We start from the raw sequence: 12613 nt of genomic DNA, 5'->3' as shown, positions 1-12613 counted from the left end.
CTAATTTATTAAGAGAATTTTACGCTTGGACACAAAAAAAATAATTGATGCCCAACCACTGTTTGCTAAAAGTCAAAAGAAGCAAGAACAAGATTGGCAAGAGCTTGAGTGGATAACACAAGCCAAACATGGCTCGCAAGTGGCATTTCATCACCTGTATGAAAAATATCATCAGCAAATTTATGCTTTGTGTTGGCGTATGCTTGCAGATAAGGATAGTGCTGAAGATGTCTGCCAAGAAGTGTTTGTTGTTTTGTGGCAAAAAATAGATAACTTTCGCGGTGATAGTAAATTCAGTACTTGGTTACACAGTGTTGCAACCAACGTTGTTTTGGGTCACTTGCGTAAACATAAAACTTGGTTGCAAAAGATTTTTAGTATAGAAGATCAAAGTGATACCACCAAAGAAGAATCAGTACCAATGCATGATGACTCTGGTTTAGATGCATTAGATAAACAAATAGCAAGATTACCTGAACGTGCTCGGATTGTGTTCGTCTTGTTTGCGGTTGAAGGTTATCGTCATGAAGAAATTGCAAAAATGTTAAAAATGGCTGTTGGTTCAAGTAAATCACAATATCACCGTGCTAAAGCGTTACTTAAACAGTGGTTAGTTGAAGCAGAACAAGAGGAATTTTGTCATGAATAAAGAAATATCAGACAAGGCATTACAAGAAAAAATTGACAATTTACCTAGAGAAATTACGCCAGAACGAGATTTATGGGCAGGTATTGAAAAAGCGACACAAAGTAAAAAGCAACAAGCAGCGAATGATAGTAAATTTTTTACTCCCACTACTTGGGCTGCTTCTATTATTGCAGCAGTACTTGTAACTTGGATAGGCTTTTCTTCACAACAAATTGGGGGGGAGTCTCCTCAGTTAGTTCAGCAGAAAGTAAAAAATATCGACCAAGATGACATGGCAACAAAACAAGAAATAGAAATTGTTGGCTTCATGGAAGAAAGTTTTAACCAGCAAAAGCAAGCCATGTTAGTGAGTTTTGGTCAGCCTGATTTAGCTCAGTTACCTCAGGAAATGCAAACTCAGTTAACGAAACTTGCTTCAGCAAGAAAGTCGATTAAACAAGCATTAATTAATGATGAGCATAATGTTGATTTATTGAATTTATTAGACTTTACCCAGCAACAAGAATTGAAATTATTACAGCAACTATATCGTCCACAATTACAAAGTATTTAACGCGTTATTAGAGAATACTTGTAAAGAAAATATAGTTATTAACCAGTAATTTAATATTACTACTTGAATAAATTATCGAATAGGTGGCTGATCATTAGCGATCAGCAATATAAAAATAGAGGTTATTATGAATCGTTTTATCAGTGCATTATCTCATTCCCTCCTACTCTCAGGGCTTTTGATAGGTAGCCAAGTATTGGCGAATGAAAAAATTTCTCAACAACTTCCCGCGGATGAAGTGAGCAGCATTAGTATCGAAAACCAAAGTGGAACAATCAACCTTATAGGCTGGAATAAAGATACCGTGGCTATATCAGGGCAACTTGATGAAAAAGCTGAAGAATTAATATTTGAACAACGTGGCGCACAAATTATTATTAAAGTGGAATACCCCAATATGGAGCGCTGGACATCAAGTGGTACAAATCTTGTAATTAAGGCACCTAAAGGTCTAAGGTTCGATTTAGGGTCAATTTCGAGTGATTTTTCTTTAACAAACCTTCATGGAGGTGTTGAGGCTAAGACTGTTAGTGGTGATATTGATGGCGATGAGTTAACTGAGCAAATAGAGCTATCCACGATTAGTGGAAACGTAACAACTAAAAATCTTGCAGGAAAAGTGTCTTTGTCGTCAGTGAGTGGTGACATTCTTGATAACAACTCGAATGGTCGCCTGCAACTACAGTCAGTCAGTGGTGAGGTTGATGTGAATTCTAAAGCCACAGAAGTTTTTGTTAATAACGTTTCAGGTAGAACAAAGCTTAAATTAGATGAGGTTTTAGAGCTTAGAATGTCAACGGTTAGTGGTGATGTTGATGCAAAACTTCACTTAAAAGACAAAGGTTTATTAAAGGCATCAAGTGTTAGTGGCGATGTTGAGTTAACCTTTCAAAAAAACGTTGATGCTAATTTTCGTCTGAAATCGAATGTAGGCGGTGATTTAATTAATAAGCTTACTGACGATGAAGCTAAGGAAGCTAAATATGGCCCAGGTGCAAAGTTATACTTTCAAACAGGGCAGGGCAGCGCTAGTGTCAGCGCAAATAGTGTCAGTGGTAATATCGTTGTAAAAGATTAACAAATCGATGTAAGTGACATGATTTAGTCATGTCACTTTTTACTAATTTCTGCTACATTAACTGTCCTTTTTTCAAGTCTCTTTTAAAGAGCAATAGTTAGGTAGGATTCAGCTAATGGCAGATAAAAAGCCAGGTAAATTTGCTAAAGAAAGGCAATTTATCAAAGATAAACAAATTGATGAGTTAAAAGTTCCACCGCACTCATTAGAAGCTGAACAATCTGTCCTTGGTGGTTTACTACTTGATAATGAAACATGGGACAGAGTGGCAGAAAAAACTGTCGCAGAAGACTTTTACAGTCGCTCTCACCGATTAATTTTTGAGACCATAGGCGCGTTAATTGAACTTGGCGAACCTGTTGACCTTATCACGCTCTCTGAAGCATTAGAAAATGATCAAAAACTAGATGATGCTGGCGGTTTTGTTTATCTCGCCGAGATGATGAAAAACACCCCAAGTGCCGCGAACATCACCGCTTATGCTGATATCGTACGTGAACGTGCGGTAACGCGTGAAATGATCAGTGTTGCCAATGAAATTGCTGAAGCAGGCTACGATACTCAAGGTCGAAGTAGCGCCGATTTACTTGATTTAGCAGAGACCAAAGTCTTTGCAATCGCAGAAAAACGCGCCAATAAATCTGAAGGCCCTGAAAGTATTCATTCTGTTTTAGAAAAAACCGTCGACAGAATTGAGAAACTTTGTTCAACACCATCAGGTGGTGTTACCGGTGTTTCAAGCGGTTTTTCTGATTTAGATAAAATGACAGCTGGCTTACAAAAATCAGATTTAATTATTGTTGCAGCACGTCCATCGATGGGTAAAACGACTTTTGCAATGAACTTGGCAGAACATGCAGCAATGACCGAAGATAAACCTGCTTTAATCTTTAGTTTAGAGATGCCTTCAGATCAAATTATGATGAGGATGTTAGCCTCATTAGGTCGTATTGATCAAACTAAAATCCGTACCGGTCAACTTAATGACGAAGATTGGGCTCGTCTATCTTCAACCATGGGGCTATTGATAGAAAATGGTAAGATGTTTATTGATGATGCTGCTGGTCTAACACCAACAGAAGTCCGTTCTAGAGCGCGTCGTATTCATCGTGATCATGGCGGTATTAGTATGATCATGATTGATTACCTGCAATTAATGCGTGCACCACAATTTTCAGATAATCGTACTTTAGAAATTGCAGAAATCTCACGCTCACTCAAAGCATTAGCCAAAGAGTTGCAAGTGCCTGTTGTGGCACTTTCTCAGCTAAACCGTAGTTTGGAGCAACGTGCAGACAAACGTCCTGTTAACTCAGACCTTCGTGAATCAGGCTCTATTGAGCAAGATGCCGATTTAATTATGTTTATTTATCGTGATGAAGTTTATCATGATGATAGTGAGTTCAAAGGTATGGCGGAGATAATCATTGGTAAACAACGTAACGGGCCAATTGGCCGTGTACCACTTACTTTCCAAGGTCAATTTTCACGTTTTGATAATTATGCTGGGCCGCATGTATTAGAAGAAGATTAGTTACACACACTAGTAATTTTGTTAATGGTTTAAAGGTGCTATCCGTGCCAATAAACCATTAATATCACCTGATATTGAACTTTGTGCTGCATTCCTCATTCCTTGACCCGTGGTTAAAAATATTTACTTCGAATAAAATTTAATCAAGAAAGTTTAATCAAGAAAGTTTATCACGACTAAATAAGTTGTATAATCCCATTTACTTGCTTTAGCCATAGCCGCACCTCTGATAATGAACCTTAAACCTTTCACTCATTTTTTTTCAAACACGTTGTTTTATTGTGTTATTTTTTTGTTCACTATGCAACTTCATGGGTGTGGTTCTATTCCAGATAACAGCAAAATGTCGATTGCTATGGCGATAGAGAATAAAGGGGATACAGTGCTTGATAAAATTGTTGAGCGAGAAAGGCTAGAGCACCCAGATAAGTCTGGAGTCATTATGTTAAGTGATGGGCTAGATGCTTTTGTTGCTCGAGCTTCTTTAGCTATAGCAGCCGAGAAAAGTTTAGATATTCAATATTATCTTTTTCATGATGACACCATTGGTGGTTTGATGGTTGATCAAATACTCAAAGCAGCAGATCGCGGTGTAAAAGTACGCATATTACTTGATGATTTTGATTTGGGTGGTAAAGATAAAAATTTATTAATTTTAAACTCTCACGCTAATATTCAAGTCCGTTTATTTAATCCATTTAACAGGGATTTCAGCCGTACTGGACAGTTAGCAACTCGCCTAGGCGATGTAACGCGGCGCATGCATAATAAGATGTTTATTGCTGATAATAGCATGGTGATTTTAGGTGGCAGAAATATTGGTGATGAGTATTTTGATATTGATCCTAGCAGAGCTTTTAGTGATTTAGACGTTTTACTGACAGGGAAAGTGGTCTCAGAAGCTTCTAAGGGCTTTGATTTATATTGGAATAGTGAAGTCGTATATCCAATTGATTTACTAGCAAATGATGACTTTAATGAGCAAGACTTAGCAAAAGGAAGAGAAGTGCTTTTTTCTTTGACGAAAGAGCAATCTACTTCGGCATACGCACAAGCGTTAATGTCTTCAGATTTGGCAATAAAAATTAAAGCGGATAACTTATCTTTTACTTGGCTTGATGCAAGTATTTATTATGACCACCCTATCAAAGTTAGACGAGCTAGAGATGAGCGTGAATATCAACTAATTACAGCATTAGAGCCTTATTTTAAAACACTTAATCAAGAACTTTTTATAATTACCCCTTACTTTGTTCCAGGAGAAGAAGGTACTCTTTTTCTAACTGATTTAGCAAAGCAAGGTATTAATGTCACAATTTTAACTAACTCTCTTGCCTCAAATGATGTACTTGCAGTCCATTCTGGGTACTCACGTTATCGAAAGCAGCTATTAAAGGCAGGCGTATCTTTACATGAAATGAAACCAAAAATTAATGTAATCACTGGCAAGGGCAGTAGTAATAAGTCTGCATTTGGCTCGTCTAAGACCAGTCTTCATACCAAATCTTTTGTGTTAGATAAAAAATACATTTTTATTGGTTCTTTGAATTTGGATCCTCGTTCAACATATGAAAACACCGAGGTGGGCACCATACTTACTTCACCTGATATAGGTGAAGGTATGATTTCTATTATTAGAAAAAGTCTTCAATCAAGTACATTTGAAGTTCAATTAAATAATGATGATATTATTTGGGTAGAAAAAAGGCAAGATGAGGTCGTTATTCATAACAAAGAGCCGTATACATCGTGGTGGCAAAGATTGTCTGTTAAGCTTTTGCAATGCTTACCAATAGAGTCTCAATTATAATTTACGGTAAGTGTTTGGTTTTATTCACCGTGCAAGGTTGCAACGAGTGTTCGTTGACTTGCATGGTTTCTATGCTCACCTAAGTAGATTCCTTGCCAAATACCTAAATTTAGGCGCCCTTTAGTGATAGGTATCGTTAAGTTATTTCCTAATGTACTGGCTTTAATATGAGCTGGCATATCATCATTGCCTTCATAAATATGCTGATAATAAGGCGCATTTTCAGGAATAAATTGATTAAAGTGTGCTTCCAAATCGTCCCTAACGGTAGGATCTGCATTCTCATTAATGGTTAATGAAGCAGAGCTATGTTTGATAAATAAATGCAATAGACCGCATTCTACACAGGAGATTTTTGGCAGTTGTTGTTCTATTTCATCTGTAATTAAATGAAAGCCTCGCGTTTTTGCCGATAATGAAAACTCAGTTTGTGCCCACATGAAAAAACCTCATTTTTTAGCTATTTTTTTATCAGGAACCTTTAATTGTGTAAAAGCGGCGATTACATCAGGAATCAGCTGTTCTATAGCATCTTTCAAGGGGTTATGTTTATCGTAACGTGCATAAAGCGTTTTAAATACCCCTTTTATTCCTAATCGTTTTCTTGTCACGAGTGATTGTAAGCTGATGCTATTCACTAACCAATCAGGTAGTACAGCAACACCCATATTTGCCGCCGCCATTTGTAACATAACATGGCTATTTTTAATTTGCTTAATTGCTTTAGGTTGTATGTTTTCTGCATTTAAGAATAAAGTGAAAATGTCGAGTTTTTCAACGGGTAAAGGGTAAGTTAATAAAGTTAGATGTTGAAAGTCATTCGCTTGTATCATCGCTTCATTTTCAGTGCTTTCAGTGCTTTCATTTGGTTGTTGCACTTTTGTCTGTTGCTCTTTAGCCATCACCGCAATGACTTCAAAACGGCCAATTTCAATATAGGTGTAGTCACTGTCATCTACTTTGTAATCAGTAAATAAAATATCAACCAGACTTTGGTTGCTCTTATCAAGAAAATTATTATCGACGTATTCAATATTTAAAGCGTTATGTCGTTCGCTAAACGTAGAAGTGATGGGCAACAACCATTGAAAACATGCATGACACGCTATGGCTAGTTTTAATTGGCTTATGATTGTTTTCGGCGCTGTTAACTTTTTAGCCGTTTTTTCTATTTCTGGTAATACCGTACTTGCCAGAGTTAACAAAATCTCACCAGCGGTTGTAAATTCAATTGGCGAAGTATTTCTAATGAATAATGGCTGATCTATTTTTTGCTCTAAATCTTTAATTTGATGAGATAACGCCGATTGGCTGGTAAAAAGCTGTTCGGCAGATTTTTTGATATTCCCTGTAGCATTGAGTGCTTGTATTGTTTTTAAGTGCTTGATCTCAAACATAATGAAATTCATTCATATCCTTATTGAATTATTTGCGCTTGTTTAATTCTGTCAGTTTTTTAAAGTATAACCATTCAAACGTCTAGACGTCTATATATTTTTTAATGACATCTTGGCACGCAACCTAAAAACAGGCTATGCCCAATTCTCTTGCTAGATAAATAGCAAAGACGATAAGGGAAACATAATGAACAGGAGCAACACTTATGCATATTCATAATCTAGGTTTTCCGCGTATTGGCGCGAAACGAGAGTTAAAATTTTCTTTAGAACAGTATTGGCGTGGCGATATAACCCAGTCAGCGTTTTTAACGCAATGTCAGCAGTTACGTGAACATAATTGGCAATTGCAACATCAAGCGGGAATTGAATGGCTACCTGTGGGAGATTTTGCGCATTATGATCACGTACTGAATACTACGTTAATACTGGGATTAGCACCGGAACGTTTTACTGCCCACAACAGTAATGCTTTAGATCTCGAGTTTAGAGTAGGACGAGGGCAAGCGCCTAGCGGCTGTCAATGTGCAGCAAGTGATATGACGAAATGGTTTAATACCAATTATCATTATATTGTTCCTGAGCTAAGTGAACAGTTGCTCGCATCATCTGAAAAAGTGAATGCTGAATCATTAATTTTACAATGTAAAGAAGCGAGCAAAATTTCTGATAAAACTAAAGTCGTGCTATTAGGCCCGATAAGTTATTTACATTTAAGTGTAAGCAAAAATGCAGATAAATTGTCATTGTTACCAGCATTGCTTAAGCGTTATCAAACCTTAGTTACGCAATTATCTAATGCAGGCGTATCTTGGGTGCAACTTGATGAACCTATACTTGGTTTAGAGTTAGAACAACAATGGCAAGATGCTTTTAGTAAGGCTTATCAACAGTTAAATAAAGGCAAATTAAAATTGCTGCTGACAAGTTATTTTTCTTCTATTGATCATCATATTGATTTAATTAAAACACTTGATTTTGATGGCCTACATATTGATACCGTGGCACAAGAAACTGATGTTTCAGCGATTATAGATACACTGCCTCAGCACTGGGTTATTTCATTAGGTGTTATTAACGGTCGTAATATTTGGAAAACAGATTTAGTCTCTGTTTACCAAAAATTATTACCTTTATATCGTCACTTAAAAAACCGACTATGGATTGCGCCATCTTGTTCGTTATTACATTCACCTGTCGATTTACAACAAGAAAGTAAACTTGATGCAGAATTTAAATCATGGCTCGCTTTTGCAAAACAAAAATGTGAAGAGCTCGCGTTATTAAAGTATGCCCTTGTGCATGAAAACAGTGATGAGATCACTCTTTATTCAAGCTCTGCTTTAGCCCGCTGCGTATCAAAGCGCATTCATAATGATTCAGTAAAATCGAGAGTAAATGGGTTATCAAAAGAAGACTTTCATCGTAAACAAAGCTTTCTTGAGCGTAAAGTAGTGCAACAAAAAACCTTGAATCTACCTGTGTTACCTACCACGACCATAGGTTCATTTCCGCAAACGGGTGATATACGTGAAGTACGTGCGAAATGGCGACGTAATGAAATCACCCAAGCGCAATATCAATCACTCATAGAAGAAGAAATCCGCAATACAATTACTAAGCAAGAAGATATTGGTCTTGATGTACTGGTTCACGGTGAAGCCGAGCGCAATGACATGGTTGAATATTTTGGAGAGTTACTTGAAGGTGTTGCATTTACTCAGTTTGCTTGGGTACAAAGTTATGGTTCTCGTTGTGTTAAACCGCCGATTATCTTCGGAGATGTAAGTCGTAAACAAGCAATGACGTTGTCTTGGATTAATTATGCTCAATCATTAACTGACAGGCCAGTTAAAGCGATGCTAACAGGTCCAATTACTATTTTGTGCTGGTCTTTTGTTAGGGACGATTTAAGCAGGGAAGAGGTAGCAAACCAAATAGGTTTAGCGATTAGTGATGAAGTCGTTGATTTAGTGGAAAATGGTACGCAGATAATTCAAATAGATGAACCTGCTATTAGAGAAGGGATGCCGATAAAGCAAAGTGAATGGCAAGGTTATTTGAATTGGGCTACGGCAGCATTTTGTTTATCTGCAGCAAAAGCACCTGCAAAAACACAAATTCATAGCCATATGTGTTACTCAGAATTTAATGATATTTTACCTGCTATTATTGCGTTAGATGCTGATGTGCTAACCGTTGAAACCTCCCGTTCAAATATGGCGCTACTCGATGCATTTGATCAACAAGCATACCCTAACGATCTTGGCCCTGGAGTTTATGATATCCATACCCCTAATGTGCCAGAGGTTGATTGGATGGTTGCTTTAATAGAAAAAGCACAAAAGTATATTCCTATAGAAAGGCTATGGGTTAACCCTGATTGTGGCTTAAAAACACGAGGCTGGACAGAAACTAAACTGGCATTAGATAATATGGTAACCGCAGTGAAAAAATTGCGTGCGGCTTATAGTAACTAAAGTAAGATAGCTCCCTGTAAAATTTATAGGGAGCTAAACAACAAACGATTAATCTTGCTCATGGAGCCACGCGGCATGACGAGGTGCTTTTTTAGTTTCTGCCCACTCATTTATCATATCGTGAGCTACTTCATTAAGTTGTTTATATTGCTCTTTAGTACCGGTATTAGCAGCTAGTTCAAGGCGATGACCATTTGGATCAAAGAAATATATAGACTTGAAAACACCATGGTTTGTTGGCCCTAGTACATCAACCCCCTTGCTCACTAACTCTTCTTTTGCCGCAATTAAGGCATCGACACTGGCAACACGCATAGCAATATGTTGAACCCACTCAGGTGTATTAGTATCACGCCCCATGGTTGGTGAATTTGGTAATTCAAAGAACGCTAAAACGTTTTCATCGCCAGCATCTAAAAAAATATGCATGTATGGATCAGGTGCTTTCGTTGATGGAACTTGATCTTCAGCGATTGCTAACACCAAATTCATATTAAGTTTATCTTTATACCATTGGGTTGTTTCTTTAGCATCGTTACAGCGATAGGCAACGTGATGAATTTTTTCAATATTAATCATAAGTGGGCTTCTTTATTTGAACTAATTATTGGCTTGTGATTGGCTCATTATTGGCTTGTAGCCATTGTGCCATTGTATAGTTTTATTCTAATCATAAAGTCGCGTTAGGTACTAATTTAGAGGCCACTTTCTCTTTACGCGAGCGTCAGCATGTGTTGACGCCTGTAAAAGATTAATTACATGCATTGAGATTTGGTTAAACCAGAATAACGGTTTTGCTGCCATTTAAACAAACCCGCTGTTCTGCATGAAAGCGCACAGCATGGCTTAATGCGGTTGCTTCAATGTCGTGACCCATATGCACCATTTGCTCAATAGTAAAGGTATGGTTGATGGGTTTCACTTCTTGCACAATAATAGGTCCTTCATCAAGATCTGCAGTAACATAATGAGCTGTGGCGCCTATCACTTTAACACCTCGCTTATGCGCTTGATGATAGGGCTTTGCCCCTTTAAAGCTCGGCAAAAACGAGTGGTGAATATTAATCGCTCTCCCTTGCAATTGTTGACATAAATTATCTGATAAAATTTGCATATATCGCGCTAATACTAACAAATCAGCATGATATTTTTTCATTATGGCAAGCATTTTTTCTTCTTGCTGGCTTTTAGTATCCTTTGATATAGGAAGGTGATAGAAAGGAATTTCATGCCAATTAGCTAGAGATTTACAGTCATTATGATTCGATACAATAGCAACAATATTTACAGGTAAAGCACCTGATTTCCATTTTGTTAATAGCGATACTAAACAATGATCATCTTTTGAAACCGCGATGACAATATTGGGGACTTGGTTTTTTCTTCTGAATTGATAAGTCATATTTAATGGCTTAGCTAATTCATCTAACGCTGTTATAAATTCATCTTCAGCTACGGTTAGGTTTCTATCATCAAAGGCGATACGAGAGAAAAAAGTATCAGTATAAGGGTCACTATATTGAGATGTTTCCATAATAAATGCGCCATGTAAAAACAAGCTTTGTGAGACTTTAGCTAACACACCTGAGTTATCAGGACATTGCCACGTTAGAATATATTCGTTCGTTGTTGTCATTGAAGTTATTCAGTCATAGTAAAAAATATAGTTCATCATTCTATATTTTTACTTAAAGCACTAACGATTTAATAGCTCTTATTGATATAGGTATGCATATAAAGGTTATATTTATCCATTTATTTGTGGACTTTGTGCATATTTTTAATAAATAGCTGTTCAACCTTTTCTCTAGCCCAAGGTGTTTTTCGCAAAAATTTTAAACTGGATTGAATACTGGGATCATGGGTAAAACATTTTATTTTAATTTCTTTGCCTAGCGTCTCGAAGCCAAAATAAGCTTCAAGTTCAGTCACAATCGTTTTTAGGGTGATGCCATGTAGCGGATTATATGGTTGGTTATCCATTAGTATTCGTATGTATGGTAAGTTGTGACACTAATATAACATGTTTGCTGTGTCGTGTTAGAACCTTAGTGTTCAGAAGTTATAACAAGAGAAAACACTTTGTGCAGACAGCAAATTGTACAAAGTGTTTTCAATATTAGGTGTTTAAGAAAAGTACTGTGTTAATTCATCATTTCCACCGATGTGTTTACCATCGATAAATATTTGTGGTGTGGTCTCAGCATTGCTCACTGCACGTAAACCAGAGATAGAGATATCTTTACCGACTTCAATTTCATCATAGCTCAAACCTTTCTCAGCTAATAATGCTTTTGCTTTAGTACAATGACTACAACCTGGCTTACCAAATAGAGTAATCTCAGTTGTTTGACACGCATTAGGGTTTATGTAATTTAGCATGGTATCAGCATCAGATACTTCGAATGGGTCGCCTGGTAAGTCAGGTTCAATAAACATTTTCTCAATAACGCCATCTTTTACCAACATCGCATAACGCCAGCTACGCTTGCCAAAACCAATTTCTTTTTTATCAACAAGTAATCCCATACCTTCAGTAAATTCACCATTACCATCGGGAATTAGGCTGATGTTCTCGGCTTGTTGGTCTTTAGCCCAAGCATTCATAACAAAGGTATCATTAACAGAAATACAAATAATTTCATCAACACCATTTTCAGAAAATTTACTTGCTAGTTCATTGTAGCGAGGTAAATGTGTAGATGAGCATGTTGGAGTGAAGGCTCCGGGTAATGAGAAAACAACAACCGTTTTATTGGAGAAAATTTCTTGGGTATCACGTTTACTCCATCCTGATTCTGTAATGATTGGAAACGTAACATTTGGAACGGTTTGACCTGAAATATCTGTAAACATATTGCTCTCCTGGCTTTATTTTAAATACTTGGTGTGATTAATTTGTGGACTGTGGCTATTGTGACGCTACCTTAATGTTTAGTAAATTTTAAAAAATCGAATTTTGCTATCTAAAAAATAGATTGTCGTTTGTATTCTTCTTTGTGCTTTATACCAACAAAGATCAACAGCCCCTAATTAAGCTTAAATAACTTTTCTAGGATGTGATGAATTATAGAGTACAAATTTTACGCTCGAAAGTTCAACACCCCATTGC

At 36.9% G+C, this 12613-nt stretch carries 12 protein-coding genes; 6 read left to right on the top strand and 6 right to left on the bottom strand.

The genetic code is table 11. The features are described from left to right. The first annotated feature begins 58 nt into the window (after nucleotides 1–58). The 5 genes from D1094_RS07085 to D1094_RS07065 all read left to right on the top strand — a co-directional run bounded on the left by D1094_RS07085 (nucleotide 59) and on the right by D1094_RS07065 (nucleotide 5624). The gene (locus tag D1094_RS07085; protein WP_259337862.1) at nucleotides 59–649 is read left to right on the top strand and encodes an RNA polymerase sigma factor; all 591 of its coding nucleotides are present in this window, start codon (nucleotides 59–61) and stop codon (nucleotides 647–649) included. Further along, a complete protein-coding gene (locus D1094_RS07080; protein WP_118959391.1) occupies nucleotides 642–1202 on the top strand; it encodes a hypothetical protein in 561 nt (186 codons plus the stop codon). The genes D1094_RS07085 and D1094_RS07080 overlap by 8 nt, the downstream gene beginning before the upstream one ends. 127 nt (nucleotides 1203–1329) lie before the next feature. Further along, on the top strand, nucleotides 1330–2280 hold the full coding sequence (locus tag D1094_RS07075; protein ID WP_118959390.1) for a DUF4097 family beta strand repeat-containing protein: 951 nt from the start codon (nucleotides 1330–1332) through the stop codon (nucleotides 2278–2280). Nucleotides 2281–2395: 115 nt separating this feature from the next. After that, complete coding sequence (gene dnaB, locus D1094_RS07070; RefSeq protein WP_118959389.1) at nucleotides 2396–3814, top strand: replicative DNA helicase; 1419 nt, start codon at nucleotides 2396–2398, stop codon at nucleotides 3812–3814. Between the two features lie 301 nt (nucleotides 3815–4115). Next, nucleotides 4116–5624 (top strand): phospholipase D family protein, encoded by a 1509-nt coding sequence (locus D1094_RS07065; protein WP_259337861.1) that lies wholly within the window; start codon nucleotides 4116–4118, stop codon nucleotides 5622–5624. A 20-nt stretch (nucleotides 5625–5644) separates the two neighbouring features. On the opposite strand, the gene D1094_RS07060 is transcribed toward D1094_RS07065, so the two are convergent. Beyond that, nucleotides 5645–6064 carry a secondary thiamine-phosphate synthase enzyme YjbQ gene (locus D1094_RS07060; protein ID WP_118959387.1) on the bottom strand — a complete coding sequence of 140 codons (420 nt, stop codon included), beginning with the start codon at nucleotides 6062–6064 and terminating at the stop codon, nucleotides 5645–5647. Between the two features lie 9 nt (nucleotides 6065–6073). Beyond that, nucleotides 6074–7033: a LysR substrate-binding domain-containing protein gene (locus D1094_RS07055; protein ID WP_259337852.1), complete on the bottom strand. Its 960-nt coding sequence runs from the start codon at nucleotides 7031–7033 to the stop codon at nucleotides 6074–6076. A 194-nt stretch (nucleotides 7034–7227) separates the two neighbouring features. On the opposite strand from D1094_RS07055, the gene metE reads away from it, so the two are divergent. Further along, the gene (gene metE / locus D1094_RS07050; RefSeq protein ID WP_118959386.1) at nucleotides 7228–9501 is read left to right on the top strand and encodes a 5-methyltetrahydropteroyltriglutamate--homocysteine S-methyltransferase; all 2274 of its coding nucleotides are present in this window, start codon (nucleotides 7228–7230) and stop codon (nucleotides 9499–9501) included. Nucleotides 9502–9549: 48 nt separating this feature from the next. Here metE and D1094_RS07045 read toward each other — a convergent pair whose 3' ends face one another. The 4 genes from D1094_RS07045 to D1094_RS07030 all read right to left on the bottom strand — a co-directional run bounded on the left by D1094_RS07045 (nucleotide 9550) and on the right by D1094_RS07030 (nucleotide 12357). Beyond that, on the bottom strand, nucleotides 9550–10080 hold the full coding sequence (locus tag D1094_RS07045) for a VOC family protein (protein ID WP_118959385.1): 531 nt from the start codon (nucleotides 10078–10080) through the stop codon (nucleotides 9550–9552). Between the two features lie 196 nt (nucleotides 10081–10276). Continuing rightward, a complete protein-coding gene (purU, locus tag D1094_RS07040) occupies nucleotides 10277–11137 on the bottom strand; it encodes a formyltetrahydrofolate deformylase (RefSeq protein WP_118959384.1) in 861 nt (286 codons plus the stop codon). 119 nt (nucleotides 11138–11256) lie between these two features. After that, nucleotides 11257–11484, bottom strand: a complete 228-nt coding sequence (locus D1094_RS07035) for a VF530 family DNA-binding protein (protein ID WP_118959383.1) — start codon at nucleotides 11482–11484, stop codon at nucleotides 11257–11259. 144 nt (nucleotides 11485–11628) lie between these two features. After that, a complete protein-coding gene (locus D1094_RS07030; RefSeq protein WP_118959382.1) occupies nucleotides 11629–12357 on the bottom strand; it encodes a glutathione peroxidase in 729 nt (242 codons plus the stop codon). Nucleotides 12358–12613: the final 256 nt, after the last annotated feature.

The organism is Colwellia sp. RSH04 (genome assembly GCF_003545765.1).
GTDB lineage: Bacteria > Pseudomonadota > Gammaproteobacteria > Enterobacterales > Alteromonadaceae > Colwellia.
The sequence above is the reverse complement of the archived record's forward strand: the minus strand, read 5'-3'. Positions and strand labels throughout refer to the sequence as shown.

Coding starts and splice junctions, on each gene's coding strand:
- purU (WP_118959384.1), bottom strand. CDS start 11,137: ATGACAACAACGAACGAATATATTCTAACGTGGCAATGTCCTGATAAC.
- dnaB (WP_118959389.1), top strand. CDS start 2,396: ATGGCAGATAAAAAGCCAGGTAAATTTGCTAAAGAAAGGCAATTTATC.
- D1094_RS07060 (WP_118959387.1), bottom strand. CDS start 6,064: ATGTGGGCACAAACTGAGTTTTCATTATCGGCAAAAACGCGAGGCTTT.
- D1094_RS07075 (WP_118959390.1), top strand. CDS start 1,330: ATGAATCGTTTTATCAGTGCATTATCTCATTCCCTCCTACTCTCAGGG.
- D1094_RS07035 (WP_118959383.1), bottom strand. CDS start 11,484: ATGGATAACCAACCATATAATCCGCTACATGGCATCACCCTAAAAACG.
- D1094_RS07030 (WP_118959382.1), bottom strand. CDS start 12,357: ATGTTTACAGATATTTCAGGTCAAACCGTTCCAAATGTTACGTTTCCA.
- metE (WP_118959386.1), top strand. CDS start 7,228: ATGCATATTCATAATCTAGGTTTTCCGCGTATTGGCGCGAAACGAGAG.
- D1094_RS07045 (WP_118959385.1), bottom strand. CDS start 10,080: ATGATTAATATTGAAAAAATTCATCACGTTGCCTATCGCTGTAACGAT.
- D1094_RS07055 (WP_259337852.1), bottom strand. CDS start 7,033: ATGAATTTCATTATGTTTGAGATCAAGCACTTAAAAACAATACAAGCA.
- D1094_RS07065 (WP_259337861.1), top strand. CDS start 4,116: ATGCAACTTCATGGGTGTGGTTCTATTCCAGATAACAGCAAAATGTCG.
- D1094_RS07080 (WP_118959391.1), top strand. CDS start 642: ATGAATAAAGAAATATCAGACAAGGCATTACAAGAAAAAATTGACAAT.